General features: G+C 69.2%; 25 protein-coding genes and 1 tRNA gene. 12 read left to right on the forward strand and 14 right to left on the reverse strand.

Annotated features, from left to right (window positions below):
- The first annotated feature begins 106 nt into the window (after positions 1–106).
- On the forward strand, positions 107–532 hold the full coding sequence (locus tag TX76_RS02150; protein WP_049898731.1) for a helix-turn-helix domain-containing protein: 426 nt from the start codon (positions 107–109) through the stop codon (positions 530–532).
- A 207-nt stretch (positions 533–739) separates the two neighbouring features.
- Here the strand turns inward: TX76_RS02150 and TX76_RS02155 are convergent, their stop codons facing one another.
- Positions 740–1,351 carry a metal-dependent hydrolase gene (locus TX76_RS02155; RefSeq protein ID WP_195155981.1) on the reverse strand — a complete coding sequence of 204 codons (612 nt, stop codon included), beginning with the start codon at positions 1,349–1,351 and terminating at the stop codon, positions 740–742.
- A gap of 165 nt (positions 1,352–1,516) precedes the next feature.
- Here TX76_RS02155 and TX76_RS02160 point away from each other — a divergent pair, with 165 nt between their 5' ends.
- Both TX76_RS02160 and TX76_RS02165 read left to right on the forward strand, forming a co-directional pair.
- Complete coding sequence (locus TX76_RS02160) at positions 1,517–2,845, forward strand: hypothetical protein (RefSeq protein ID WP_049898932.1); 1,329 nt, start codon at positions 1,517–1,519, stop codon at positions 2,843–2,845.
- Positions 2,846–3,043: 198 nt separating this feature from the next.
- Positions 3,044–4,234 carry an MFS transporter gene (locus TX76_RS02165; RefSeq protein WP_049898733.1) on the forward strand — a complete coding sequence of 397 codons (1,191 nt, stop codon included), beginning with the start codon at positions 3,044–3,046 and terminating at the stop codon, positions 4,232–4,234.
- Between the two features lie 35 nt (positions 4,235–4,269).
- On the opposite strand, the gene TX76_RS02170 is transcribed toward TX76_RS02165, so the two are convergent.
- The 6 genes from TX76_RS02170 to TX76_RS17415 form a co-directional block, all read right to left on the reverse strand.
- On the reverse strand, positions 4,270–6,072 hold the full coding sequence (locus tag TX76_RS02170; protein ID WP_049898734.1) for a hypothetical protein: 1,803 nt from the start codon (positions 6,070–6,072) through the stop codon (positions 4,270–4,272).
- Positions 6,065–6,823 carry an ABC transporter ATP-binding protein gene (locus TX76_RS02175; RefSeq protein WP_049898735.1) on the reverse strand — a complete coding sequence of 253 codons (759 nt, stop codon included), beginning with the start codon at positions 6,821–6,823 and terminating at the stop codon, positions 6,065–6,067. Before TX76_RS02175 ends, TX76_RS02170 begins: the two co-directional genes overlap by 8 nt.
- 103 nt (positions 6,824–6,926) lie before the next feature.
- On the reverse strand, positions 6,927–7,589 hold the full coding sequence (locus TX76_RS02180; RefSeq protein WP_049898736.1) for a YIP1 family protein: 663 nt from the start codon (positions 7,587–7,589) through the stop codon (positions 6,927–6,929).
- Positions 7,590–7,676: 87 nt separating this feature from the next.
- Positions 7,677–8,543, reverse strand: a complete 867-nt coding sequence (locus tag TX76_RS02185) for an ABC transporter permease subunit (protein ID WP_049898737.1) — start codon at positions 8,541–8,543, stop codon at positions 7,677–7,679.
- Positions 8,540–9,607 carry an ABC transporter ATP-binding protein gene (locus TX76_RS02190; protein WP_079890725.1) on the reverse strand — a complete coding sequence of 356 codons (1,068 nt, stop codon included), beginning with the start codon at positions 9,605–9,607 and terminating at the stop codon, positions 8,540–8,542. Before TX76_RS02190 ends, TX76_RS02185 begins: the two co-directional genes overlap by 4 nt.
- Positions 9,607–9,765 (reverse strand): hypothetical protein, encoded by a 159-nt coding sequence (locus tag TX76_RS17415; RefSeq protein ID WP_154018974.1) that lies wholly within the window; start codon positions 9,763–9,765, stop codon positions 9,607–9,609. The genes TX76_RS02190 and TX76_RS17415 overlap by 1 nt, the downstream gene beginning before the upstream one ends.
- Positions 9,766–10,041: 276 nt before the next feature.
- Between TX76_RS17415 and TX76_RS02195 the strand changes: the two genes are divergently transcribed.
- Genes TX76_RS02195 through TX76_RS02205 form a run of 3 tightly spaced genes read left to right on the forward strand, consistent with a single transcriptional unit; the run spans position 10,042 to position 13,330 of the window.
- Complete coding sequence (locus tag TX76_RS02195; protein WP_049898738.1) at positions 10,042–10,947, forward strand: DUF4129 domain-containing protein; 906 nt, start codon at positions 10,042–10,044, stop codon at positions 10,945–10,947.
- The gene (locus tag TX76_RS02200; RefSeq protein ID WP_228842282.1) at positions 10,944–12,827 is read left to right on the forward strand and encodes a DUF58 domain-containing protein; all 1,884 of its coding nucleotides are present in this window, start codon (positions 10,944–10,946) and stop codon (positions 12,825–12,827) included. The genes TX76_RS02195 and TX76_RS02200 overlap by 4 nt, the downstream gene beginning before the upstream one ends.
- Positions 12,824–13,330: a DUF7519 family protein gene (locus tag TX76_RS02205; RefSeq protein WP_049898739.1), complete on the forward strand. Its 507-nt coding sequence runs from the start codon at positions 12,824–12,826 to the stop codon at positions 13,328–13,330. The genes TX76_RS02200 and TX76_RS02205 overlap by 4 nt, the downstream gene beginning before the upstream one ends.
- A gap of 59 nt (positions 13,331–13,389) precedes the next feature.
- On the opposite strand, the gene TX76_RS02210 is transcribed toward TX76_RS02205, so the two are convergent.
- The gene (locus TX76_RS02210) at positions 13,390–13,668 is read right to left on the reverse strand and encodes a hypothetical protein (protein ID WP_049898740.1); all 279 of its coding nucleotides are present in this window, start codon (positions 13,666–13,668) and stop codon (positions 13,390–13,392) included.
- A 954-nt stretch (positions 13,669–14,622) separates the two neighbouring features.
- A complete protein-coding gene (locus TX76_RS02215) occupies positions 14,623–15,585 on the reverse strand; it encodes an AAA family ATPase (protein ID WP_049898741.1) in 963 nt (320 codons plus the stop codon).
- 88 nt (positions 15,586–15,673) lie between these two features.
- Between TX76_RS02215 and TX76_RS02220 the strand changes: the two genes are divergently transcribed.
- A tRNA-Ser gene (locus tag TX76_RS02220) sits at positions 15,674–15,758 on the forward strand.
- A gap of 353 nt (positions 15,759–16,111) precedes the next feature.
- On the opposite strand, the gene TX76_RS02225 is transcribed toward TX76_RS02220, so the two are convergent.
- Together TX76_RS02225 and TX76_RS02230 are read right to left on the reverse strand one after the other, a co-directional pair.
- Entirely contained in the window at positions 16,112–16,321 is a 210-nt protein-coding gene (locus tag TX76_RS02225; RefSeq protein WP_049898742.1) for a hypothetical protein, read from the reverse strand.
- A 51-nt stretch (positions 16,322–16,372) separates the two neighbouring features.
- Positions 16,373–16,645 (reverse strand): hypothetical protein, encoded by a 273-nt coding sequence (locus tag TX76_RS02230; protein ID WP_049898743.1) that lies wholly within the window; start codon positions 16,643–16,645, stop codon positions 16,373–16,375.
- 98 nt (positions 16,646–16,743) lie between these two features.
- Between TX76_RS02230 and TX76_RS02235 the strand changes: the two genes are divergently transcribed.
- Positions 16,744–17,079: a hypothetical protein gene (locus TX76_RS02235; RefSeq protein WP_049898744.1), complete on the forward strand. Its 336-nt coding sequence runs from the start codon at positions 16,744–16,746 to the stop codon at positions 17,077–17,079.
- Between the two features lie 265 nt (positions 17,080–17,344).
- On the opposite strand, the gene engB is transcribed toward TX76_RS02235, so the two are convergent.
- Positions 17,345–17,962, reverse strand: coding sequence for a GTP-binding protein EngB (engB, locus tag TX76_RS02240; RefSeq protein ID WP_049898745.1), 618 nt, complete (start codon positions 17,960–17,962; stop codon positions 17,345–17,347).
- Between the two features lie 318 nt (positions 17,963–18,280).
- Here engB and TX76_RS02245 point away from each other — a divergent pair, with 318 nt between their 5' ends.
- Positions 18,281–19,603, forward strand: a complete 1,323-nt coding sequence (locus TX76_RS02245; protein ID WP_049898746.1) for a TIGR00341 family protein — start codon at positions 18,281–18,283, stop codon at positions 19,601–19,603.
- A 45-nt stretch (positions 19,604–19,648) separates the two neighbouring features.
- Here the strand turns inward: TX76_RS02245 and TX76_RS17420 are convergent, their stop codons facing one another.
- A complete protein-coding gene (locus tag TX76_RS17420) occupies positions 19,649–19,795 on the reverse strand; it encodes a hypothetical protein (protein WP_154018975.1) in 147 nt (48 codons plus the stop codon).
- A 119-nt stretch (positions 19,796–19,914) separates the two neighbouring features.
- On the opposite strand from TX76_RS17420, the gene TX76_RS02250 reads away from it, so the two are divergent.
- Positions 19,915–20,916 carry a PrsW family intramembrane metalloprotease gene (locus TX76_RS02250; RefSeq protein WP_049898747.1) on the forward strand — a complete coding sequence of 334 codons (1,002 nt, stop codon included), beginning with the start codon at positions 19,915–19,917 and terminating at the stop codon, positions 20,914–20,916.
- 42 nt (positions 20,917–20,958) lie between these two features.
- Here the strand turns inward: TX76_RS02250 and TX76_RS02255 are convergent, their stop codons facing one another.
- Positions 20,959–22,023 (reverse strand): WD40/YVTN/BNR-like repeat-containing protein, encoded by a 1,065-nt coding sequence (locus TX76_RS02255; protein WP_079890726.1) that lies wholly within the window; start codon positions 22,021–22,023, stop codon positions 20,959–20,961.
- Between the two features lie 134 nt (positions 22,024–22,157).
- Between TX76_RS02255 and trkA the strand changes: the two genes are divergently transcribed.
- Positions 22,158–23,492: a Trk system potassium transporter TrkA gene (trkA, locus tag TX76_RS02260; RefSeq protein ID WP_049898748.1), complete on the forward strand. Its 1,335-nt coding sequence runs from the start codon at positions 22,158–22,160 to the stop codon at positions 23,490–23,492.
- Positions 23,493–23,643: 151 nt separating this feature from the next.
- Positions 23,644–25,224: a TrkH family potassium uptake protein gene (locus TX76_RS02265; RefSeq protein ID WP_079890727.1), complete on the forward strand. Its 1,581-nt coding sequence runs from the start codon at positions 23,644–23,646 to the stop codon at positions 25,222–25,224.
- Positions 25,225–25,243 lie beyond the last annotated feature (19 nt).

Here is a 25,243-nt window from a genome sequence, read left to right on the forward strand (position 1 = left end):
CAAGAATCTGCTGGCGAAGTTCGTGTTCGGCCACGGGGACGACCACCGGCCACGGTTTGGCGACAAAAGTGTATAGAGTTATTACCGGGTCGGTCCATCCCGGCGCATGAACAAGCTCGACGAGGTCGACGCCGCGGCGCTGCGGCGCACCCTCGACGAGGTCACGGAGGCGAAGGCGGCGAAGCGGCTGATGGTGGGGCTGGCGTACAAGCAGGGCGTCCGGGTGGAGACCCTCGCGGAGTGGTACGGGATCCCACGCTCGACGGTGTACTCGTGGCTCGACCGGCTGGAGGAGCGTCCCATCGACGAGGCGATCGCGGACGAACAGCGGCCCGGCCGTCCCCCGAAGCTCGCCCCCGGCCAGCGCGCGGACCTCGAACGCACGCTCCGGCGCGCGCCCGGCGCGTTCGGGTTCGAGGGCTCGTCGTGGACGCCCGCCCTCCTCCAGAAGTACGTCGGGCAGCGCTTCGGCGTCGAGTACTCGCTCGGTCACGCGCGCCGGCTGCTTCGGGAGATCACGAACGACGGCTGACCCCGTCGAGCACCCCGTGCGAGCCATGACGAGACCGACCGACGACCGTCGGCTGGCCGAACACTCTCCAGCTACTTCGATCACATCCGGAGAGCCGAATCCGATCGGTCGGCAGCACGACGCAGGTCGGCCCCGCCACGCTCGTCGGCAGGGTGGAGTGATGTTCCGGCCACGTCGTCCAACGACGCTGAGCGCGCGACTGGGACGCTATCGGAGGTCCTCGGTGAACCGCTCAGGGACGTGTTCGAGCAGCGTCGCCGGGAGAAGGTCCACGAGCCGCTCGGCGATCCACACCATCGGTTTGCGAAAGAGTGCGTAAACGGCCGAAATGCCGACGATGGCCGCGATCACGAGATCCATCGAGTTCGGATAGATCGCGAGACAGACGAGCCCCAGCCCCACCGCGAGCGCGAGGTCCTCGGGCGCGCCGTCGTAGCGGATCCACCGTCGAGGACGGAGCCACCGGTCTCGATAGTGGTCGTACACCGCGCGCTCGGAGGTGGCGTGCCACGGTCTGAGTTCGAGCCCGCCGCCGAAGGCGTCCATCGCGGAGTGGAGCGCCGCGGCGACGAAGAACCACGCGAGGCCGACCGTGAGCGGCCCCGGGACGAGCAGCGCGACGACGGCGAAGGCGGCCGCGAGCACCGCGTAGTACGTCGGGAAGTGGAGGGTCTTGCGGTGGTCGGCGTAGAGATCGAGATCGGGGAACGCACCCCCGACGCCGGCGGCCGCCACGGCCACCGGGGCGTACGCCGGTGCGATCGCGACCGTCACGCCGGCGAGGGCCATCCCGGCGAGCGCGTGCGTGGTCGCCATCATGGTTCAGGGTACGTGCCGAGTGGATAAGCCAGTATCGTCCGGCGGGGAGCCGACCGGTAGCGAGCGACGCTCTGTGGGGGACGTCCCGCCGGTCGACCGTGACCCACTCCGAGGGTATCTCCGCCCTCTACGGTTATGCTTCTGGAGGTCGTATCGCCGAAGAACATGGAGATCGCCGGCATCGAGATCACCGACCGTCACCAGCGGATCGCGAGTCGCGCGATGCAGGTCGCGATCGGACTCATCTTGGTCGTGGGACTCCTCACGCGGAACGCGAGCGTGATCGTCAACGCCGCGCTCGCGCTCGGTGCGACCTTCCTCCCCGCGCTGTTGGCGCGGGACTACCGCATCCCGCTCGACGCGGGGCTCACCCTCTGGATCACGAGCGCGCTCTTTCTCCACACGCTCGGGATGCTCGGACTGTACGACGACCTCTGGTGGTGGGATCACGTCACGCACACGCTGTCGGCGACCATCGTCGCGGCGGTCGGCTACGTCACCGCCCGCGCGATCGACGTCCACCGCGAGGACGTCTACCTCCCGCCGCGATTTCTCGGGGTGTTCGTCCTGATCTTCACCCTCGCGTTCGGCGTGTTCTGGGAGGTCCTGGAGTTCGTCTCGCGGATCGCCTCGGCGGCGCTCGGGCTCGACCCCGTCCTGGTGCAGTACGGGCTCGACGACTCGCTGCTCGATCTCGTCTTCGACACGGTAGGGGCCGTGCTCGTCGCCGCGTTCGGCACCGGCGCGGTGAGCGAGGTCGTCGACGCCTTGGTCGCGCGCCTCGATTCGACCGGAGGACCTCGCGACACGCCGCGCGGGCGTTCGACGCGACCCGCCGACCCCTCGCCCGCCGCGAGCGGCGACGATCCGCTCGACGGGCTCATCGAACGCGATCGCACGAACGCACGGCGATCGTGGGTCGTGCTCGCGGCGATCGGCCTCGTCACCGTCGGGCTCGCGGTCGCGGCCGACCCGCTGTGGGTCGCGTTCGGCGTGGCGGTCGTCGGCCTCGCGCTCGTGCCGGCGCTCGCCTCTCGTACGCCCGCGGTGATGCTGCCGTGGGGCCTCCTCGTCCTCGCCGGGCTCCCGCTCGCCGGCCGCGTGTTCGCCGAGGGTCCCCTCTCGAACGCGTTCGTCACCGCGCTCTCCTTCGCGGGGATCGCGCTGATCGTCGCGGCCGAACTCGACGCCTTCACCCCTGTGGAGATGACGCCGACGTTCGCGGTGGTGGTCGTCGTGATGACCACCACGGCGGCCGCAGGCGTCTGGGCGGTCGGAAGCTGGGTCGCCGACCTCTGGCTCGGGACGGAGTTCCTGCTCGTCCCGGGCGTCTCGCCGTCACGGATCGAGACCGAGATGCTCTGGGGGTTCGTCTACGCGACCGCCGCCGGGGTCGTCGCTGGCGTGCTCTTCGAGTTCGGGTTCAGACGGCGCGAACGGGCCGACGACCGCCGATCGCGTCGACGACGAACGACGACCGAGGGCGATTCGTGACGCCACGCCGCAGTGTATCGGCGAATCTGAAGCCGTAAATGGGGCGGTCGAGTAGTCGGGGACAATGAACGAGAGGGAGGGCGAACGGACTCGGAGCGGCCGGTCGAGACGGGCGGAACGGATCGCGGCTGCGGCGGGGCGGCGCAGACCGTCGGCCCGAAGCTGTCGGTCGTCGATCGCGTCGGTGCGTGTGATCTGATGGCGAGCGAGACCGTCCGTTCGACGCGGTTCGGGAGTGCGTGGCGATCGCCGACCGTGCTCGTGATCTTCGCGAGCACGCTGCTCACGGTGATGGGCGTCTCGCTCATCAGCCCCGCGCTGCCGACGATCCAGGCGGCGTGGGGGATCTCGGCTGCGGAGGCCAGCCTCCTGATCTCCGCGTACACGCTTCCCGGGGTGGTGCTCACGCCGTTCGTCGGGCTGCTCGCCGACCGGATCGGCCGCCGGTCGGTGCTGGTGCCGTCGCTGTTCGTCTTCGGGCTCGCCGGCGGTGCGATCGTCTTCGTGGGGGATTTCCGCGCGATTCTCGGGCTCCGGGCGCTCCAGGGCGTAGCGGGCAGCGCGGCGACGAGCCTCACGGTCACGCTGCTCGGCGACCTGTTCTCGGGTGGGACCCGGAACAGGCTGATCGGGCTCAACGCCGCGATCCTCGCGATCGGCGCGGCGGGCTACCCGATCGTCGGCGGCGCGCTCGCCGCGATCTCGTGGGCCGCGCCCTTTGCCTGCTTCGGGCTCGGCGTGATCGTCGCGATCGCGGGAGCCGCCGTGCTCGACGAGCCGACGCTCGATCGGCGATCGATGGGGTTCGACTACGTTCTCGACGCGATCCGTGCCGTCCCGGGCCGGACGGTGCTCTCGCTGTACGTCGCGCTGTTCGGGATCTTCGTCGTGCTGTACGGCGCACAGCTCACCGCGATCCCGTTCGTGCTCGACGAGCGCTACGGGCTCTCGCCGGGACGGATCGGGCTCCTGATCGGGCTCCCCGCAGTAACGATGGGGATCACGTCCAGCCAGGCCGGGCGGCTGCTCCGTCACGCGTCGAGCATCCAGCTCGTTCCCTTAGGATTCGTGGTGTACGGCGTCGGGCTCGTGGCGGCCGGGCTCGCGGACTCGCTGGCCGTGATCGCAGTGGCGCTCCTCCTGTTCGGGGTGGGCCAGGGGCTCGCGGAGCCGATCACCGACACCGCGCTGAACGCGGTCACGCCCGACGAGTTCCGGGGCGGGATCATGTCGCTCCGGACGAGCGTCCTCCTCGGCGGGACGACGGTCGGCCCGCCGGTGTTCGTGGGTCTCGGGGCGATCGTGGGGTACGCCGAGACGCTTCGCTGGGCAGGGATCGCCGCGTTCTGCCTCGGCGTCGTCGCCGTCGCCGCGATCGCGCGGCGCTGATCCGAAAGGAGAGACGACGCGAGTGCTGCGAGCGATCAGGTAACCTCGTACGTCTCGAACCGGCGCGCCGCAGCGCGATACGCAACGAAACCGCCGACGCTCAGGAGCAGTATCGGGAGCGTGTAGCCGACCGCCCGCATCTCGATCGTCGCCAGGCCGCGGATCGCGGGACCGAGCCCCTCGAACCATCCTGCCGACGCGGCCACGAGCGGCACGCCGCGCTCGCCGAGCCACCGCAGCACGAAGGGGATCACACCGCTCCCCAGCGCGGCGAGGAAGCCACGCAAGAGTTCGGGAACGACCAGCGCGACCGCCGCGAGAACGCCCGGAACGACGAGGGTGACGGTGTAGACGATCCCGGCAGTGATGCTCGGCGGCACCACGTCGCGACTCCCGCGGACGCTGAACGTGCTGAATCGGGGGATTCGCATCCCGATCACGGGCGCGAGCCCGACCGCGGCGGCGACGAGAACGCAGCCGAGGCCGGCGAGGCCGGCGATTTCGGGCAGCGAATAGGGACTGAACCACCCGGCGGCGAGCGTGAGCGCGACCGTCAACGGGAGGCCGGCGACCAGGCCAGGCAGCGCGAGCCCGCGGACGAACGACTTCCCGGAGATCCCACCAGTCATTGTCGCCGGCAGGACCGCCCCCTCGTCGCCGAACGGGTTCAGCCCGAACGTCGCGCCCGCGAGCCACGGGAGCAGGAGGACGATCGCGACCGGTGCGACCGCGAACGCCGCACCGAACTGTGTCGCGTTGAACACCGAGACGACCGCGATCACGACCGGCGTGAGCAGGATCGTGAGCCGGCTCGGATTTCGCCACGTCCGGACCAAGGCCTTCGCCGCGACGCGACGGGTCGGCCGGCTCGCGCTCGCCGGGATCACCGACCCGAAGGGGCCGATCGCCGCCGTCAGCGGGCTCGCACCGCTCGCGGTCGGTCCGGTGTCGGCGCGAGCGTCGGTGTGGGAAGCGGCGTCGGAATCGTCGGCCTCGTCCCGCGTCGGCTCCACCGGATCCGCGAACCAGAGCGCGGTCGTCAGCCGTTCGATCGCCCAGCCGCCACCCCCGAGCACTGCAAGGGTGGCGACGAGCACGCCGGCCACTCGACCCATCGAGGGGGCGATCGGCGAGCCGATCGCGGCGAGATCGACGTACCACCCCACCGGCAGCCACGCGAACTGGGCCGGTCCGATCCCGAGGTCGCCCGGCGCGAAGAACACGAACACGGCGTACCCGCCGAAGAAGACGAGCACGATCGCGCCGCCGATGATCGTCTTGTATCGCGCGACGAACCGCGACCGCGCCACCAGCAACGCGCCGGCGTAGCCGACCCCGCTGCCGACGAGGGTCGCGGTGAGCGCGAACAGTCCGGCGGCGAGCGGGATCGTGGCGACGCCGAGCGGTGTCCCGAAAATGTAGACCACGAGCCCGGTCACGACGAGCAGCGGAGCGAGGAGGTACGCCGCCGCCCGGAGGAGTTCGGCGATCACGAGGCCGGTCGCGACGCTCCGTGCCGAGACCGTGGTGAGCATTCCCGCTTCGGCATCGATGTGGCTGTACTGGCTCAGGACGCGTTGGCCGACCACGTACACGCCGAACACCCACGCCAGCGCCGCCGCCCCGCGGACGGCCGCCGGCAGCGCGATCGGCGTGTCGAGCGTGCGGAGTGGCGCGGTGAACAGCACGGCCAGCCCGGCGATCGAGAGCGTCCAGAACCCGACCCCGAACACCAACAGCGCGAGTCGGCCCTTGTTCCGGCGCATGCCTCGGACCGTGCGCCGGAACTCCACGACGCCGATCCGGAGGCCGTGCCCGAGCCAGCCCGACTCACTCATGGTCGGGAGTCGCCGCGCCCTCCCGTCCGCCGGTAACTTCGAGGAAGACGTCTTCGAGGGTGCTCTCCTCGCCGGTCTCCATCCGTTCGGTCAGCGCGTCGGGCGGCCCCTCGGCGACCAGGTCGCCCTCGTAAAGTACCCCCACTTCGTTCGCGAGCTCCTCCACCACGGGGAGGATGTGCGTCGAGAGGAACACGGTGGTGTCGCCAGCGACCAGCTCGGCGATCGTGTTTCGGACCGTTCGCGCGGCCCGCGGATCGAGTCCTGACGTGGGTTCGTCGAGGAACACCACGTCGGGATCGTGCAACAGCGCCTGGATGATCCCGGTCTTCTGTTTCATCCCCTTCGAGTACGTCGCGATCCGATCGTCGGCGTCGGCCGCGAGGTCGAACCGATCGAGCAGCGATCCGATCCGATTCTCACTCTGCTCGGCGGGCACGTCCCGCAGCCCCGCGATGTAGTCGAGCTGTTCGCGGCCGGTGAGCTCGTCGTACAGCGGCGGTTCCTCCGGGAGGTAGCCGATCCGACCCACCACGTCGTCGCGGCTCTCGACCGAGTGGCCCGCGATCCGCGCGGAGCCGCTCGTGGGTGTCGTCAGCGTCGTCAGCATCCGCATCGTGGTGGTCTTGCCCGCGCCGTTCGGGCCGAGGAAGCCGTACACGACCCCCTCGGGGATCGCGAGGTCGAGGCCCTCGACCGCGGTCGTCGAGCCGTAGCGTTTCGTCAGGTCGGTGGTTTCGATGGCGTGCATCGTGATGTGGGTCGAAAACGGATCGTCGCTTGAGTGGGTTGTGGCCGGGTTCCGGGCCAGGCGATCGGTCAGGGCGTGGCGACGGGGTCGCGCGAACGGTGCGTCAGATGACCCACCCGTTCAGGAGGCTGTACAGGTTGAAGAGGACGAGCAGCCCGACGGGGATCCCGACGGCGATCGCGGCCCTGCGGACCGAGAGGTTGCGGGCGTGTCGCGTCGCGTACACCCAGATGACGGCCTGCCAGATCGTGAGCAGGACGGCGAGCAGCGTGGCGATCCTGACCGCCGGTTGACTCTGGAGCGCCGACGTGAACTCCGCCAACGCCTGGGTGAACTGCTGTGCTGTCTCTTCGTTGAGGTTCTCGGGGAGATCGGGGACGCCGACGCTCTGGAGCGCGACGAACTGGCCGATGGCGGTGACGATCCCCGCGACGATCGCGGGCACGAACCCCCACCCGTTCAGCTTGAACGTGTCGCCGAGCGATCCCTCGCCGCCGACCGCGAGCGAGAAGAGGTAGAACACGATCGCGAGCACGAGCCACGCGACGAACTGGACGAAAAAGGCAATGATGATCCCGCCCGCCTGGCCGATCAGGGCGAGCGGGGGCGCACCCGCGCCGACGAACGCCTGATAGGTCACCAGCGGCGACAGGACGGCGGCGACGGCGGCGAGGAAGACCACGAGCAGCGGTCGGAGGAGCCCCGGGTTTTCGGCGCGATGCCGGAAGAACGCGTCCGGGTCGGTGAGGACGTCGGTGAGTGACATTGGTTTCGCTCGGGACGACATTCACTCTCTCAATGAAAGTTTCGGTTTCCGAAACGACGGGCGAACGAAACCGTGCGGAGCGACGGACTACAGATCGGTCGCGTCGAACCGGTAGTAGCCGAGCGCGAGCGGAACGACGATCCACGCCGCGAGGATCACGAACCCGAACGAGGGGGCGAGATAGAACGGCGCACCGCCGCCACCGTTCGCGAGATCGGGGATCAACACGCCGAGCACGTCCGAGTACGCGACCGTCGGATCGAGCTGGATGAAGAACTGCGCCCACTCGGGCTGGGTCGACAGATCGAGGGTCAGCGGGGTGTACTCGTCGAGTACGAACCGGACGAGCGTCGGGATGAGTGCCCAGAGAGAGCCGAGGAGCGGAATCGGGACGATGAACAGCACCGTGAGGATGCCCGCGCCGACGAGCGAGAGCGTCGAGGACTTCGTCGCCGCCGAGAAACTGACCGCCAGCGCCACGAACGCGAGCGCGAGCAGGAGGGTCGCCAGCACGAACAGGGCGTAGTCCGCGGCCGAGAGCGAGCCCGCCAGCACGACGACGACGCCGGCGGCGATCAGGAAGCCGACGACGGCGGAGACGAAGACGACCCCCGTCCGACCGAGCACCTTCCCCAGAACCACGTCACGGCGGGTGTGGGGCAGCGAGAGCAGGAGCGCGATGCTGCCGCTCTCGCGCTCGGCGATGATCGACTTGTACCCGACGATCAGCCCGATCAGCGGGATGAAGAACGCGGTCAGCGCCGAGAGGAAACTGATGAGGGCGGTCGAGGAGATGCTCTCGCCGGTGGCGGGACCGCCGACGAACGCCCCGAGCGCGATGTAGATGTAAGCAGCACCGGCCGCGAAGACGACGAACACCGCTGTCAGTCCGAGCAACAGCCACGATCGGATCGCGTCCTGGAAGTCCTTCCGCGCGACCGTGAGCGTGCTCACGTCCGGACCTCCTCGGTCTCGCCTTCCGTCTCGGTACTGTCGGTCTCCGTCCCGGTACTGTCGGCCGACTCGTCAGTATCGTCTCGTGATCGATCGGTCTCGTCGTCGGATCGATCCATGTCGACGGCCGATGAGTCGGCTCCGTCGTTCGACTGGGGGGAGCCCTCGGTGGTGTAGGAGGCGAACAGGTCCTCCAGGGAGGCGTCGTCGGTCGTGAAGTCCTCGACGGTCGCGCCGGCGTCCTCGATCGTTCCCAACACCTCGGTCTTCGAGGAGTCGTCACACGACGCCCGGATCGTGGTGCCTTCGACGCTCGCCTCCGACACCGCCGGGAGCGCGCGGACCTCCTCCACGAGGCCGTCGGGCACGCGATCGACCTCGACGACGAGGATCGCTTCCGCGCTGGTGGCGTCGCGCAGCCCCTCGACGGTGTCCTCGGCGACGAGTTCGCCCTCGCGGAGGATCCCCACCCGGTCGCAGACCGCCTCGACCTGACCGAGGATATGACTCGAGAAGAACACCGTCGCGCCGCGGTCGCACTCGGCGCGGATGATCTCGCGCATCTCGCGCGCACCGTTGGGGTCCAGCCCCGTGGAGGGCTCGTCGAGGATCAACAGGTCTGGCTGGCCGACGAGCGCCATCCCGAGCACGAGGCGCTGGGCCATCCCCTTCGAGTAGCCGCCGGCCTTCCGGTCGATCGCGTCGGGGATGCCCACCCGCTCGGCGAGCGCGTCGGGGTCGTCGCCGCTGTTCTTCGAGTCGATGGCGAACTGGAGATGCTGGCGACCGCTCAGGCGATCGTAGACGTCGAACCCCTCGGGGAGGACGCCGACGCGCTCGCGGATCCGCTGGCTCTCGACCTGGGCGTCGTGGCCGAGCACCCGCGCGGTGCCGCCGGTCGGCCGGATGAAATCGAGCAGGACGTTGATCGTGGTCGATTTCCCCGCGCCGTTCGGCCCGAGAAAGCCGTAGATCTCGCCCTCGTGGACGTCGAGATCGCAGTTCCGCAGCGCCGTGACGTCGCCGAAGCGCTTCGTGACATTGTCGAGTTCGATCGCCGACATCACTGCCACCCCGCGGCAGCGATCCCGGTCGGTCGGCGGTCCGGCCCGCGCTCGGGACGGTCCGTGTGCGTTCCGTCCCGCCCTCTCGCAACGGACCCGTTCGCGCCGACGCCGGCACGGTCGCCCGTCGCCGATGTCGGATCGCGGTGTCGCATCATTCAGCCTGAAACATCACCGCTTGTGAAATAAAACGTTCGGCTCCGCCACCGGCACGTGACGCCTCGCCAGCCCGAAAACTTATGCCACGCTCGTCGCGAGTACCGCGAGAACCAACTCATGTCGGCGGACGGGCGGACCGATCTCGGCGGCCTCGACATGGCTATCGGGGGCGAGTTCGGCACTGGCGGACGACGGGTCGGACGAGAGGGCACGCCGGTGCCGACCGTTCCGGCTCCGACGGAACGTTCAACAGTACCGGGAACCGGTGTCAGAGTGTGAACCGCGACGCGTTCGGGCCCGTCCTGATCGCCGTCCTCGCCGTGGTGGCGCTCGGCGTCGGCGCGGCGACGCTCGACCAGATCGACGCGGGCGGCGAGGGAGTGGGCATCAGCGACGGCGACGACACCGGCCCCGGCAGCGGCGAGGCGGTCGACTTCGGTCAGCCAGGGCCGATCGAGATGGAGAACCCGCTGTCGATCCCCCCGGTCGCCGTCCGCCTGCTCGCCGCGTTGTTCATCATCGGGCTGCTCGTCGGCCTCTATGCGTGGCGCGACGACCTCCGCGAGCTCGCCGCCGTCTTCGGATTCACCGCCATCGCGGTGTTGCTGTTGTACCTCCTCTACAACTGGATCGGCTCGGGCAGTCAGGGCGGGAAGCAGGGGTTCAGCGGTGACCGAGAGTTCGAACTCCCGGGCGGTGGGACCGTCAGCGACGGCGCGCAAACGGTCACGACCGACCCAACGGCACTCACCGTGATCGTGGGGGTCGTGCTCCTCGTGGCCATCGTCGTGCTACTCCTGTTCGTCCGGGGCAGCGGGAGGACGGAAGCCGACGCCGAGACCGCTGCCGAGGACCCCGAAGCGGACGTCACCGCCAGCGTGGGCCGCGCCGCCGGCCGCGCGGCCGATCGGATCGCCGACGAGGGCGAGGCGAGAAACGAGGTGTACCGCGCGTGGGAGGAGATGACCGACCACCTCGACGTCGCCAATCCCGGATCGAGTACACCGGGGGAGTTCGCCCGCGCCGCGACCGACGCCGGGATGACACGGGGCGACGTCGACGAGCTCACCGACCTGTTTCGGACCGTTCGCTACGGCGGCCGGCGCGTCACCGACGACCGCGAGAGTCGAGCGGTGACCGCGCTCCGGCGGATCGAACGCGAGTACGCGGAGGAGCCGTGAGCCGGGGTCGACGGCTCGGTCTCGCCCTCGGACTCGTGCTGGTCGCCGGCGGGCTCGCGGTCGCGATCGCCCCCGGGCTGGGGAGCGGGATCCAGCCGAACGCCGCGATCCTCACGGGCGTCGGGGTCACCGCGCTCGTCCTCGCCGGGCTGGCGGTCCGGGCGCGGTTCAACGCGACCGAGAGCCGTCCCGAACTCCCGGCAGTCGAACGGCCACAGTCGTACGCGACGCCGGGCGACGGGCTCGACCGCCAGCTCGCGGCGGTCGGGGCGGCGCGTCCGTCGCGGGGTGCGCGCGAACGCCGCGCGATCCGCGAGCGACTCGAAGCGACCGCGGTCGCGGTGCTCGTCCGCGACGGCCTCTCGGAGGGGGCAGCCCGGGAGGCGCTCGCCGGCGGAACGTGGACCGACGATCCCCACGCCGCAGCCTTCTTCGCCGACGATCCCGGCGAGGACGTGTCGCTCGCGACCCAGCTCCGGCTGTCGTTCAGCGTCGAGCCGACGATGAGACGGCGGGCGCGCCACGCGATCGACGCGCTCGCGCGACGGGCGGGGCGAGCGGTGATGCGTGGCTCGTCCAGCGCACGCGACGCCTACGAGGAGCTCGACCCGAACGAGACGGTCACCCGCCGGACCGAGCGGTGGCGGGGCGTGAGCGCGCTCGCGCTGGTGGCGGGCGCGGCGGGCGTCCTCGCCAACCAGCCGGCGCTCGTGGTGGCCGGAACCGTTGGCGTGGCGTTCGCCGCGCTCGCGCGCGCCGCGAGCCCCCCCGACGTCGCGCTCGCGCTCGAACGGTCGGTGAGCGACGCCGATCCCGAGCCCGACGACTCGGTGACGGTCACAGTCGAAGTGACGAACGTCGGCGAGTCGACCCTCCCGGATCTCCGGCTGATCGACGGCGTCCCGCCGGGGCTCGCCGTCGAGTCCGGCTCGCCGCGGCTCGGAACCGCGCTCCGATCCGGCGAGTCGGCGACGTTCTCCTACGACGTGACCGCCACCCGCGGGGCACACGCCTTCGAGCCGGCGCTCGCGGTGGCCCGCGACGTGAGCGGGACGGCCGAGTGCGCGCGCCGAATCCGTGCCGACGCCACGCCGATCACCTGCGTGCCCACCCTGGCAGCCGCCGGCGAACTCCCGCTCCGGGCGCAAACCACCGGCCAGCCGGGGCGCGTGCTGACTGAGATCGGCGGGAGCGGCGTCGCCTTCCACACCACCCGGGAGTACCGCCCCGGCGATCCCCTCTCGCGGATCGACTGGAACGGGCTGGCGAAGACCGGCGAGCTCGCCACCGTCGACTTCCGGGAGGAGCGCGCCGCGTCGATCGTCCTCCTGATCGACGCCCGCGAGGAGGCCTATCGGGCACCGAGCCCCGACGCCGAGAGCGCGGTCGAGCGGAGCGTTCGAGCCGTGAGGTCGCTGTACGACGCACTCACGAGCGAGGAGAACCGGGTCGGGATCGCGGCGCTGTCGCCGGAGCCGTGCTGGCTCGCCCCTGGCGTCGGGACCGCCCACCGCGCTCGAGTGCAGGAACTGCTGGCGACCCATCCCGCGCTCGCGCCCACGCCGCCCGACAGACCGTTCTACCCGTCGATCCGGACGCGACGCCTCCGCCGCCGGCTGCCCGAGGACGCCCAGCTCGTGGTCTGTTCGCCGCTGTGTGACGACAGCGTGGTCCGCCTGCTCCAACGACTCGACGCCGCCGGCCACCGCGTGACGGTCGTGAGTCCCGATCCGACGGGACGGGAGACGTCGGGTCGACGACTCGCTGCGGTCGAACGCCGGCTCCGGCTGTCGAGGCTGCGGAGCGCGTCGATCCCGGCGCTCGACTGGCGCGACGAGCCGCTCGCGACGGCGCTCGCCCGCGCGGGAGGGTCGGGGTGACCGCGACCGCCACGCCGCCGATCGACGACGCGCCCGCGCGGGCGAGCATCGCGATCGCGCTCGCTGCGAGCCTCGCGGGGGCGCTCGCGCTCGCCGTCAGCACGCCGTCGCTCACGGCCGGCGTACTCGGGTTCGTGCTCGTGGCGCTCGGGCTCGCCCGCGGGTGGCGGACCGCCGTGACGCTCGGCGGCGCGGGGCTGTTCTGCGGCGTCGTCCTCGCGGGACTCGTGGGCGCGCCCGCGAGCGTGGTGGTGTTCGCCACCGCCGCCACGGTGGTCGCGTGGGACGTCGCCACCTTCGGGATCGAGGTCGGCGAGGAGCTCGGCCGCGAGGCCGACACCCGGCGGCTCGAACTCGTCCACGCGGGGGCGAGTAGCGTGGTGGCGGCGATCCCGGCCGGGATCGGCCTGGCGCTCTTTCGGACCGCGAGCGGCGGGACGGCGCTCGTCCCGATCGCGCTGCTGTGTGGGGCGGTGGTGCTGGTGGTCGTGCTCCGGCCATGATTCGCCACTGGAGAAGGGGTCGGGTGTCGCCGAGCCGTCTGCGGGAGTCGAGACCGCAATCAGTCCCTCGCTCGGCGTTCCAACAGCACCGTAACCGCCCGTACGGTGGCATACGGAACCACCACCGGCAGGGTCGTGAGGAGCGCGTACGCCACGATCATCGCGATCAGTACGGGCGCGGTGCTGAGCAGCGTCCCGGCCCACGCGAGGCCGACCAGCGCGACCACGAGCGTCAGCGCTGCTTCGAGCAGCGACCGTCGATCCACTCGCAAGCGGTCAGCCGTCGTGCCGGCCAGGTAGTTCTCGTCAAGCGATCGCCGTCTGCGCAGTCGTTTCATCGGTGTATCCTCGTTCGTTGGTTCGGCTGTTTGCCGCGGTTGGGTAGCGATGCGATCGGTGCCGCAGCACGCGGACGACCCACAGCAATGCCTCTCACGAGGCCTCGTGGTTCCCGGTGTGGCGGTCGAGTGCCGCGTTGGCAGCGACTCGGCCAACGGGAGCGTGGGCCCCGACATCGGGACCTCACACCTCACTTAGCCACGCCGAACGTGCTGGGCCGACCTGCGTGCGAAGCCCGCCGACACACGAACGCCGCCCCAGGCGGGTCGGACGCCGACCTCGCCGGCGTCTGCTGCGCGAACGGCAAAGCGCGGACAGCGTCGTCCGCGTCAGCCGGTCGTGCTCTCGTGTGCTGGGGGCTGGTCCGTCATCGATCGTCGCTCAGTCTCGCCCGGTGCTCGCTGGGACACGAATCGAACCCACTCGACGAACGGTACCGTCGAAAAGAACCACGCCAGTTCTCCCTGACGTCCCGCCCACACCGAACCCGCTCGACGGTGAGCACCGAGAGCGGGTTCGAATCGAGGGGTCGAAGACGAGTGCCCTACGCGATCCGGGCAGGGACGAACTGAGCGTGTGGGAGAGTGGCGACCGAAGAGTCACTCATTCCTACCACGCCCCGTGTCCCCGGTATCGCGGCTGGGGAAGTTCCGGAGCACCTCGGCAGGCACTCCGGACGCGAGCGCAGTGCTGTCGGGTTCGACAGCATGCGGTGGGTGTGGTAGTCGAGTCATCTTCGGTCCCAGTCACCCGGTGGTCTCGGCGGCCGCAGCCGAGCGGATGACGTAAACCGAACAATCGGAACGAGGATAATAAATCTGTCGTGACGTTCGATAGCACGCCACGGAGCGATCCGGACGATGGGCGTTCTTTCCGAGGCTTCCGAAGGATGTGGACTCCAGACGCGCTGTGACGGCGGATCGACAGTCACGTGTTCCGCTGCTCGTCGCCTCTCAGACCGTCGGGACCGGCACCGCATCGAGCACGTCGTCGATCACGCTTCGCTTGTCGACGCCCTCGACCGCGGCGTCGGGCGTGAGTACGAGCCGGTGGGCGAGCACCGGCCGCGCGACCCGTTTCACGTCCTCGGGGGTGACGTACTCGCGGCCAGAGAGCACCGCCCGGACGCGGGTGGCCTCGAACAGCCGCTGGGTCCCGCGGGGCGACACGCCGACGTCACACGCCGAACGGTCGCGAGTCGCCCGTGACAGCGCGACCAGGTAATCGAGGAGGTCCTCCTCGACCCGGACCGACTCGGGGACGGCCTGGAGTGCGCGCACCGACTCCGCCGAGAGCACCTCCTCGGCGGTCGGACTCCGACGATCCCGGTCGGCCCGGCGGCGGAGGAGCTCGGTCTCGCCCGCCGCGTCGGGATAGCCGATGGCGGTCTTGACGAGGAAGCGGTCGACCTGGGCCTCGGGGAGTTCGAACGTCCCGGCCATCTCGACGGGGTTCTGCGTAGCCAAGACGAAGAAGGGCTCGGGGAGGTCGTGGGTCTCGCCGTCGGCGGTGACCTGGCGTTCCTCCATCGCTTCGAGAAGGGCGGCCTGGGTTTTGGGTGGTGCACGGTTGATCTCGTCGGCGAGTACGACGTTCGCGAAAACGGGACCGGGCGAGAACTCGAACTCCCCAGTGCCCTCGTTGTAGACGTGGGTGCCGGTCACGTCGGCGGGCAGGAGATCGGGGGTGAACTGCACGCGCGAGAAGCTGAGCCCGAGCGTGCGGGCGACGCTCCGGGCGATCAGGGTCTTCCCGGTGCCGGGGACGTCCTCCAGCAGGACGTGACCGCGGGCGAGCACGCCGAGCAGCACGGTTTCCAAGAGCTCGCGGTCGGCGATGACGGTCGCCGAAAGCGCGTCGAGCACCGCGTCGATCTCCTCGCCCGCCTCGGCGACGTCGGCGTCCGTGGCGTCCATGCTCGTACCCCGGAATCGAGGCGCTTATCGGTGGCGATGCGCGCGAGACCGAAACCGATAAAGTGGCGTCGGGCGAACGGTCGATGGAGCCGGGGTAGCCTAGCCTGGCCAAGGCGGTTGCCTCGAAAGCAACTGTCCTCACGGACTCGTGAGTTCAAATCTCACCCCCGGCGTCATCCTGCGAACAACGACGCGAGAGACCTCCGTGTCTCTCGCAACCGTGAGCAGGTGACGGCAAGCGTGAGATTTGAATGAGACTGGCCGCAGCCCGCACAGCGAGCGAAGCGAGCGAGCAGGAACGTCCGGGCGTAGTTCAAATCTCACCCCCGGCGCTTCTCACGAACCCATCCGCGAGCGCGTTTCATCGCGCTCGCATCCGTGAGTGAGTCGCGCCGCACGAGATTTGAAGTAGGCCAGTCGCAGCCGGCGAGCGCAGCGAGCCGGACCGTCTGGACGTGGTTCAAATCTCACCCCCGGCACTTCTCCGACGAAACAGTTCGACAGCACCGCATCCGCGCCGAGAGAGTTATCGCTCCGTGAACCCGCTGCGGAAGGCGATCCACGCGAGCACACAGATGAAGAGGATCGGGGGCAGGATGGCGAACCCCCACAGCGGCCGGACGCCCATCTGGAGGATGAGAACGACGTCCGCCACTCCGATCGCGAGGAAGGGGAGGACGGCGAGGGCCGCGCGTTTCCGGTTCATCACCGGATCCCCGTTCGTGGTCTCGGCCATGCCCGACGTTCGCGCTACGGGGGCAAAAGCGTCGTGTTCGTCGCGTTCGGCTCACGCGCCGTCGAGTGATGCCTGGCGACCCGCCTCGGCCAGGGAACCACGCGTCCGCCGACCACCGACGAGGTAGCCGTCGATCGGGCTCGGATCGTGGGGCGCGGCGTCCTGCACCCAGACAGGGGTGTCGGCGCTCGCCGTCCGCGCCCACTCGCGCGCGAGCGCCTTCGAGGCGAACGCGCGGCGCGGACCGAACTCGTTGACCCACTCGCCAGCGTCACGACTCGCCCGCCGCGCGGAGGGTTTGATCTCGACGACGTACCCGGTCACGACTGGATCGAAGGGCCCCGCCGTCTTCGGTGTGGGGGTTGTGAGCCGACGACGCCCGAGCGCGAACGGGCTAAGCGGATGGGAGAAGAAGACGAGTCATGGATCGCCGGAGATTCCTGGCGGGCGTCGGTGTGGTTCCCGTCGTCGGGATTTCGGGTTGTCTCGGTGGCCTGGTCGGCGACCGAGACGCGGGCTCCGACGCGGCGAGCACGTCCGAGACGAGGACCGATTCGGACGAGGCGCGGACCACCGTGGCAGCCGCGTCCACCGAGGAGGTGTCCATCGATTCGCTGGCCGAGGAGGGATCGGGTTGCGGTCCTGGCGGATCGAGGGCGAAGGCGCGCGGCCGTCGGGAGCGCGCCGAGGGCTCGGGCGGTGCAGTTGCGGTCGTGGAAAGCGCCAGCGATCGTACCGTGAACGACCGAACGAAGTGAGGGAGCGAGCGGGAGTTTTTGGGGCAGATTTTTACGAGGAGTGGTGCGCGAGCGGTGCGAGGCGCGAACGGAGTGAGCGTGGTTCGAGACGCCTTTGGCGTCTCGTCATCTCGGAAGACCGGCGGTCTTCCGACGACTCGTCGAAGTGCCGAAGGCACTTCGAGATCCCGAGGGAGCGAAGCTCTCTCGGGCGACCTCGAATGCGAACGGGGAGCGTAGCGACCCGTGAGCGAAGCGAGCGCACCCGACGAAGTAAAAAGGTGCGTCAGAAGAACTTCAGGAGGTCGTCGCGTTGCTGGTCGTGGAGATGCGTGCGGATCGCGTCGGTCAGCGGCCCGACCGAGCCGCGTTTCGCGCTTACCGGCGCGATCGTCTCTTGCCACTGCTGCCACGGGGAGGGAAGACCGAGCCGTTCGCAGATGGCGTCCAGCCGCTCGTCGCGGTCGTCGACCTTGTCCATCTTGTTGATCGCGACCACGGTGGGGATCCCGACGTCGCGCAGGAAGCCGAACAGTTCGACGTCGTGGGGGATGTCGCCGCGCTCCGTGTGGCGATCGATGATGTCGACGGCGCTCTTGCCGTCGATCACGAGCACCCCCACGAGGATTGCGTCGGCGTTGGTCTCGATGTACCGGACGACGTCGGTCTTGATTTCCTCTCTGCGGTCGTCGGCGACGCCCGACATGAACCCGAATCCCGGGAGATCGGTGAGCACGAAGTCCTCGGGATTCCAGTCGTAGTGACCAGGCGAGCGCGTGACGCCAGGCTTCTTTCCAGTCTGGAAATCGTGGCCCGTGAGCTCGCGGAGCAGGGTGGACTTGCCGACGTTCGACCGACCACAGAAGACGATCTCCGCGCCGCGATTCGGGCGTCCCTCGAACATGACTGGCGTACCGGTTGCGATCGGTTAACTCTCCCTACCGAGTGTCGCGTTCGTTCGGCCAGAGCTTCGGACAGCGCCGTCTCGAATTCAAAGACGGTAGCCAACTCGTCTGTGACAAATCACGACGCAAATGAGAGACCGCAGGCCACTCCCTCCCCAACCGATTCCTTCGCTCGCTCACTCCGTTCGCTTGCTCAGTCATCCCTCGCGCGAGTCGTGCGCCTCCAGCGCACTCCCGCGCGCCGCCGCAACTGAAAGTCCAACATCCGAGCGACAGCACATCCACGGATATTTGACCATCCGCCGAGAGCACCGCGTGTGCGACTGGTCCAGGTGACGATCCCGGCGGGCAAGCGCGAGGCGGTGCTGCGGACCCTCGACGACGAGGGGATCGACTACGTGCTGACCGAGGAGACGAGCGGCCGGGAGTTCACCGGGGTGGTCTCCTTCCCGTTGCCGACGACCGCGGTCGAACCCGTGCTCGACGAGCTCCGTGAGACCGGGATCGACGAGGACGCCTACACGGTCGTCGTCGCCGCCGAGACCGTGGTGTCGCGCCGGTTCGACCAGTTAACGGAGCGCTACGAGGAGGAGGACACCGACAAGCGGATCGCGCGCGAGGAGCTCCACGCCCGCGCCGAGGAGCTCGTCCCCACCACCGGAACCTACCTCGTCATGACGGTGGTGAGCGCGGTGGTCGCCACCGCCGGCCTCCTGCTCGATTCGCCGGCAGTCGTGGTGGGCTCGATGGTGATCGCCCCGCTGATCGGGCCGGCGATGTCGACCGCCGTCGGGACCGTGGTCGACGACCGCGGGATGTTCCGCGAGGGACTCACGCTCCAGGCTGTGGGGCTCGGCATCGCGATCGTCGCCGCGACCGTGTTCGCCGGCCTCGCCAGGCTGACGAACGTGATCCCGCCGGGCACCGACGTGCTCGCGATCAGCCAGGTCAGGGGCCGGCTCACGCCGGACTTCCTCTCGCTCGCGGTCGCGCTCGGGGCAGGCGTGGCGGGCGCGGCGAGCCTCGCCTCCGGCGTGTCGGCCGCGATCGTCGGCGTGATGATCGCGGCCGCGCTCGTCCCGCCGCTCGGCGTGATCGGGATCGGGATCGCGTGGGGGCTGCCCGGGACCGTGCTCGGGTCGACAGTGTTAGTGCTCGTGAACGTGCTCTCGATCAACGTGACCGCGCTCGCGGTGCTCTGGTATCGGGGCTACCGACCGGATCACTGGTTCAAGGAGGACACCGCGCGGCGCGCCACCCGCGAGCGCGTCGGTGCGCTGGTGGCCGCGATCCTCGTTCTATCGCTGTTTCTCGGCGTCGTGACTTACGACTCCTACCGCACCGCGACGTTCGAGGAGGAGGTCCGGGGCGAGGTCGAGGAACTCCTCGGGCAACCCGAATACGGCCAGCTCAGCCTGTTGGAGGTGCGATTCGGGTACGACGATCCCGTGCCGCCGCGCCAGCCGACGAACGTCACCGTCGTCGTCGGCCAACCGCCCGACACCGAAACGGCGTCCCTCGCCGCACCGCTCGACCGGCGGATCGACGGCGCGCTCGGAACCCTCGACCTCCCGGGCTCGATCGTCGATCCCGGCCCGGTCGACGTGCAGGTGCGGTACGTCGAGATCGAGTCGACGTAGCTCGCGCTCGGCGAGTCGGCGACCGGGGAAGAGCAAGTCCTCGGATCAGTCGTCCGCCGGAGCGGGGCCGGCGTTCGATCCCGTCGCCGTGGGTTCGTCCGTCGCCGCTGCTGCCGTCGATTCCCCCTCGTCCGGTTCGTCGGTCGGCAGTGTCGCGTAGAGGATTCCTCGTGACGTGCTTCGCGGTGTCATGGACCTGTGCCTCGCCAGCGGAAGCCTATCAATCTACGCCTAAAAGCGATAATGTTATATAAACACATACCGCTCCGGTGCGGGGACAACGGTTAGGAACCGCGGGCCGAGAAGCGGGTATGGTGGACGGACACGATCCGGTGCAGGCGCGCGACGACGGGACGCGCGACCTCTACGACGTGACGGCGTGGGAGGTGCGATCGCCGCTCGACGGCATCGCGGTCACGCTGTATCGCGTGCTGCGTGTGACCGGCAAGTGGCTGCTGGTGCTCGCGTCGGTCGGCATCCTCCTGTGGCTGGCGTCGCGGACCGACCTCAGTCGAGTGACGAACCCCGTCGTCGCTGGATTCACGCTGCTGTCGATCCTGCCGGCGCTCGCACTCGTGGTGTTCGTCTGGCGCTCGGACGTGACCTCGGCGGAGCCGATCTCGTTGCTCGCCGCGACGTTCGCACTCGGCACGCTGTTCGCGGGGTTCGCCGCGCTGGTCAACTCCGCGCTCGGCGGCGTGTTCGGCCTGGTGCCGGTGGTGGGGACGATCTGGTTTTTCTACCTCGTGGTGGGGCCGGTCGAGGAGACGGTGAAGTGGCTCGCCGTCCGGATCTACGCCTACCGGAGTTCGCGCTTCGACGCGGTGATCGACGGCGCGGTGTACGGCGCGGTCGCCGGCCTCGGCTTCGCGACCATCGAGAACGCCCTCTACATCACCGACGCGGTCGGGACGCCGGTGATCGGCAACGTGCTCGGTGCGGGCGGCGGGGTCACGCCCCTCCGGGCGATCGCCGGACCAGGTCACGTGATCTATTCGGCCTTCGCGGGCTACTACCTCGGCCTCGCGAAGTTCAACCGGGATCGCGCCGGTCCGATCGTGATCAAGGGGCTCCTGATCGCGGCGCTGATCCACGCGACCTACAACACCCTCACGTTCGTCCCGCAGGTCGCGGCCGCGGTGCTCGGCGTCCCGACCTTCGTGGCGCTGCTCGGGTTCGTGGTGCTCTACGACGGGTTCTTCGGCTACTTCCTCTACCGGAAGCTCGCGCGGTATCGGGCGACCTACCGCGCGTTCTACGCCGACCGCGCCGAACCGACCCCCACGACCGAGCGCACCGAGTTCGAGGATTGAGCCGAATCGCGAGCGTGGGCTGACTGCCGACGTGACCGCCCGTCAGGCAAGTACGGCCAGGCCGCGCGGCGTCTGTGATTCAAATGTCGTGGGCCACTCGACCTCAAGGGAAGTCCACGAATCGCCGGCGTCGGTCGTCGAAAAGAGGCCACGGTTGTTGACCGCGTAGAACTCGCCAGCGGCCGTGCCCCGCGCGAGCACCGCGCGCACGACTCCTTCGCCAGTCGGGAGGCCGCTGTCGTCGAGGCGCTTCCACGATTCGGCATCCCCCTCCGAGCCGTCGACACGCTTGCGGTAGACGTAGCTCTCGGCGGTGTCGGCGTTGTGCGCCGATCGAGGGCCGCTCGCGCTCGACAGAAGGACGGTGTCGGGATCGGCAGGGTCAACCGCGACGCTCCAGCAGTAGCGGTGATCGAGGCCCTCTTGAGGGTGGGTCCACGTCTCGCCGGCGTCGTGGGTCTCGGCGTAGCCGTCGCCCGCCGCCGACCACGCGCGGTCGGGCACGTCGGGGTGCGTGGCGAGGGAGTGGTTGTCGACGCGCGCGCTCTCGACGCGATCCTCCCACGTCTCGCCGGCGTCGTGGGTTTCGACCAGCGCGCCCGCCTCGATCCCGACGTAGAGATGGTCCGGGCTGTGGGGATCGGGTTCGATCCACCGGACGTGGTGGGTGTCGGGCCGAGGCGGGAACGACCACTCCGACGAGGACGGCAGATCGGTGAGCCCGTCGCGGCGCTCCCACGAGTTGCCGCCGTCGGTCGAACGGTAGACCGCGCTCGGCTCGGTCCCGGCCCAGACCGTTGCCGGATCGTGGGGATGGACCGCGAGCGACATCACGTGCTCGCCGATGGTGTCCCGCCCGACGCGCTCGAAGTTCTCGCCGCCGTCCTCGCTCCGGTGGAGCCCCGCATCGAACGTCCCGACGAAAGCTCGATGGGGCGCGTCGGGATGAACCGCGACGCATTCGAGGTCGTGCTCTCCGAGGCGGCGTCTCGTTCGCCAGGCGTCGTCGGCCGCTGCGCCATCGGACGCCGCGCCGTCGTGCTCCGCAATATCGTCGCGCTCGGCGGTGAGCAACCCGTTCCGCATCGCGACGTGGATCGTGGGCATGGCGAGAGCTACACGGTGGGAGGTGAAAACGTTCGTCCCCGCGGCCAACACCGAACGCTTCGGTCGGAGCCATTGGATGGCAATTCACTTCCGACGGCACGGACCACTTTCCGTATGGATCGAGGGACGAGCGGATGAACGTCGTGATCGTGGGGGCGGGCGAGGTGGGCTCCTCGATCGCCGCGAGCCTCGACGAGGACCACGAGGTCGTGGTGATCGACAACGACGCCGAGCGGGTCGAGAACCTCACCTACTCGCTCGACGTACTCCCCGTCGAGGGCGACGGTGCGTCGTTATCGACGCTACAGGAAGCCGACGTCGAGGCGGCGGATCTCCTGATCGCGAGCACCGACGACGACGAGACCAACATCGTGGCATGTGCCACCGCGAAGACCGTCGGCGACGCGTTCACGATCGCGCGGGTGAAGCGCTCGGACTACCGCGACACGTGGCAGCAGTTCGGCGGGGCGTTCGACGTCGATTTCATGGTGTCGAGCAACCTCCGGGCCGCCGAAACGATCGTCCGGGTCATCGGCCTGCCGGCCGCCCGGGACGTCGACGTGTTCGCCGAGGGCCGCGTGGTAATGGCGGAGTTCCGCGTTCCCGAGGGGAGTCCCGTGGCGGGGCAGACGGTGACCGAAACCGATCGGTTCCCCGACCTGCGGGTCGCCGCGGTCATTCGTGACGACGACATCGTGATTCCAGAGGGAGAAACGACGATCGAGGTCGGCGACGAGCTGGTCGTGATCGGGAGTCCCGACGACACGCGCACGTTTGCGGGCGACCTCGCGCCGGATCGCACCATGGACGATCGCGACATCGTGATCCTCGGCGGCAGCGAGATCGCGGTCGAGACCGCACGAATGCTGGAAGAGCGTGGCCACCGCCCGCGACTCGTCGAGCGCGATCCCGACCGCGCCCGCGAACTCGCGGAGACGCTCGACACGGCCACGGTGATGGAGAACGACCCTACCGACCGCGAGTTCCTCGACAGGGAGAACGTCGGCGACGCCGACGTGGTGATCGCCGCGCTCGAAACCGACGGGAAGAACCTGCTCGCCAGCCTGCTTGCCTCGCGCATCGGCGTCGGCCAGACAGTCTCACTGGTCGAGACCGCCGAGGACACGCGGCTGTTCGAGGAAGTGGGTGTCAACGCGGCGGTCAACCCGCGCGACGTGACCGCCGAGGAGATCATCCGGTTCACCCAGACCGGCCGGCCAGAGAACGTCGCCCTCGTCGACCACGACCGCGCGGAGATCCTCGAAATCGAGGTCGACGAGGACAGCGTGCTCGCCGGCCGGCCGATCCGCGAGTCCGCCGCCGACCTCCCGGCCGGGACGACCGTCGGGGCGATCACCCGTGACAGGACGCTCGTCACCCCGCAGGGCGATACGGTGGTGGAAGTCGGCGATCACGTCGTCGCGTTCGCCGAGACCGACTCCGTCGATACCGTGGCGAACCGCATCTGAGTGGCCTCGATCGGTGGTTCGTTCCCTCCCGCCGAACCGCACGGCAGACCGGCAACGGCGCTTGAGAGGAGCGTCGAAACGCTCGCTGCCACGCGGTTCGCGTTCCGTGTTTCGAGTCCCTTATCCGTCGGACGAGCGCCCACACAATCGCATGAGCACCGACCGGCTGAGTAAAGTGACGGACGCTCTCCGCCTCGATTTCGATATCTACACCGACTACAAATCGAGTCTCGGGTTCGTCGGGCTGGTGCTCAAGTACATGGCGCTCGCGCCGCTCGTGCCGGCGGCGGTCGCGCTCTACTACGGCGAGGACCCACTCCCCTTTCTCGTGACGATCATCGTGATGGGCGGGCTGGGCGTCGCCCTCGATCGACTCCGATCGGACGCCCAGCTCGGCCACCGCGAGGCGTTCCTCTTCGTGAGCCTCACGTGGTTGGTCGTGCCGTTGGTCGGCATGCTGCCGTACCTGCTCGCGGGACAGGGCACGATCGCCCACCCGGCGAACGCGTTCTTCGAGAGCATGAGCGGGTTCACCACGACGGGGTCGACCGTCCTCGCGGAGATCTCCTTCGAGCAGCACTCCCGATCGATCCTGCTGTGGCGACAGCTCTCCCAGTGGATCGGGGGGATGGGAATCCTGGTGCTCATGGTGGCCATCCTGCCAGAGCTCTCGGTCGGTGGCGCACAGGTCATCGGCGAGGAAGCGCCCGGGCTGTCGATCGAGAAGCTCACTCCGCGGATTCAGGACACCGCTCGGGCGCTCTGGGGCATCTACGTCGGGTTCACGGCGCTCGCGGTCGTGGTGTACTACGCCCTCCATCTCGTCGGCATGGCCCCCGAGATGGACTTCTACGGCGCGGTCGCGCACGCATTGACCACGCTCCCCACAGGTGGATTCTCGCCGCAAGCGCGGAGCATCGAGGCGTTCTCGCCGGCGATCCAGTGGGCGGTGATCGTCTTCATGATCGTCGCCGGCACCAACTTCGCGCTGTTTTGGTACGCCATGCGCGGCGAACCCGGACGGTTGGTACGCAACGTCGAGTTCCGGTCGTACCTCCTCGCGATGGGCGTCGTCGGGGGTTTCCTCGCCGTCCTGCTGTTCGCCGGCGTCGGCCTCGATGAGATTCCCTCCGGAGTCGCGACGATCCCCGGTGACATCGAACACTCGGTGCGTCAGGCGCTCTTCCAGACCGCCGCGATCGTGACCACGACAGGCTATGCGAGCATGGATTTCAATACCTGGGACCAGTCGAGCCAGGTCGTGCTCCTGTTCGCGATGTTTTTGGGGGGGTCGGCCGGCTCCGCGGCGGGCTCGATCAAGATCATTCGGTGGTATCTCGTGCAGAAGGCGATGGCTAGAGAACTTTTCACCTCGATCCACCCCGAAGCGGTGCGGCCGATCGAGCTCCCCTCGGGGCCGACCGACGAGGACACGATCCGGAGCGTGTTCGTGTTTGTGGTGCTCTTCATCGTGATCTTCGCGGTTTCGACGGTGGTGCTCTACATCGACAGCCACCTGACCGGCCTCGAACTCTCCGGCATCGAGGCGGTGAGCGCGGCGATCGCGACGCTCGGCAACGTCGGACCCGGGGTCGGCGTCGTGGGGCCGATGAACAACTTCCTGCCGTTCTCGGGGGTTGCGAAGGTCTACATGGCGCTGTTGATGTGGATCGGCCGCCTCGAGATCCTCTCGGTTCTCATCGTGTTCACCCCCTCGTACTGGCGGGTCTGAGTGCCGAATCACCGCTTCA

Source organism: Halococcus agarilyticus (assembly GCF_000334895.1).
Taxonomy (GTDB): Archaea; Halobacteriota; Halobacteria; order Halobacteriales; family Halococcaceae; genus Halococcus; species Halococcus agarilyticus.

Coding starts and splice junctions, on each gene's coding strand:
- TX76_RS02190 (WP_079890725.1), bottom strand. CDS start 9,607: ATGTCGGCGATCGAACTCGACAATGTCACGAAGCGCTTCGGCGACGTC.
- TX76_RS02180 (WP_049898736.1), bottom strand. CDS start 7,589: ATGTCACTCACCGACGTCCTCACCGACCCGGACGCGTTCTTCCGGCAT.
- TX76_RS02215 (WP_049898741.1), bottom strand. CDS start 15,585: ATGGACGCCACGGACGCCGACGTCGCCGAGGCGGGCGAGGAGATCGAC.
- TX76_RS02255 (WP_079890726.1), bottom strand. CDS start 22,023: ATGCCCACGATCCACGTCGCGATGCGGAACGGGTTGCTCACCGCCGAG.
- trkA (WP_049898748.1), top strand. CDS start 22,158: ATGAACGTCGTGATCGTGGGGGCGGGCGAGGTGGGCTCCTCGATCGCC.
- TX76_RS02150 (WP_049898731.1), top strand. CDS start 107: ATGAACAAGCTCGACGAGGTCGACGCCGCGGCGCTGCGGCGCACCCTC.
- TX76_RS02175 (WP_049898735.1), bottom strand. CDS start 6,823: ATGCACGCCATCGAAACCACCGACCTGACGAAACGCTACGGCTCGACG.
- TX76_RS02160 (WP_049898932.1), top strand. CDS start 1,517: ATGGAGATCGCCGGCATCGAGATCACCGACCGTCACCAGCGGATCGCG.
- TX76_RS02165 (WP_049898733.1), top strand. CDS start 3,044: ATGGCGAGCGAGACCGTCCGTTCGACGCGGTTCGGGAGTGCGTGGCGA.
- TX76_RS02210 (WP_049898740.1), bottom strand. CDS start 13,668: ATGAAACGACTGCGCAGACGGCGATCGCTTGACGAGAACTACCTGGCC.
- TX76_RS17420 (WP_154018975.1), bottom strand. CDS start 19,795: ATGACACCGCGAAGCACGTCACGAGGAATCCTCTACGCGACACTGCCG.
- TX76_RS02225 (WP_049898742.1), bottom strand. CDS start 16,321: ATGGCCGAGACCACGAACGGGGATCCGGTGATGAACCGGAAACGCGCG.
- TX76_RS02265 (WP_079890727.1), top strand. CDS start 23,644: ATGAGCACCGACCGGCTGAGTAAAGTGACGGACGCTCTCCGCCTCGAT.
- TX76_RS02250 (WP_049898747.1), top strand. CDS start 19,915: ATGGTGGACGGACACGATCCGGTGCAGGCGCGCGACGACGGGACGCGC.
- TX76_RS17415 (WP_154018974.1), bottom strand. CDS start 9,765: ATGATGCGACACCGCGATCCGACATCGGCGACGGGCGACCGTGCCGGC.
- TX76_RS02155 (WP_195155981.1), bottom strand. CDS start 1,351: ATGATGGCGACCACGCACGCGCTCGCCGGGATGGCCCTCGCCGGCGTG.
- engB (WP_049898745.1), bottom strand. CDS start 17,962: ATGTTCGAGGGACGCCCGAATCGCGGCGCGGAGATCGTCTTCTGTGGT.
- TX76_RS02235 (WP_049898744.1), top strand. CDS start 16,744: ATGGATCGCCGGAGATTCCTGGCGGGCGTCGGTGTGGTTCCCGTCGTC.
- TX76_RS02170 (WP_049898734.1), bottom strand. CDS start 6,072: ATGAGTGAGTCGGGCTGGCTCGGGCACGGCCTCCGGATCGGCGTCGTG.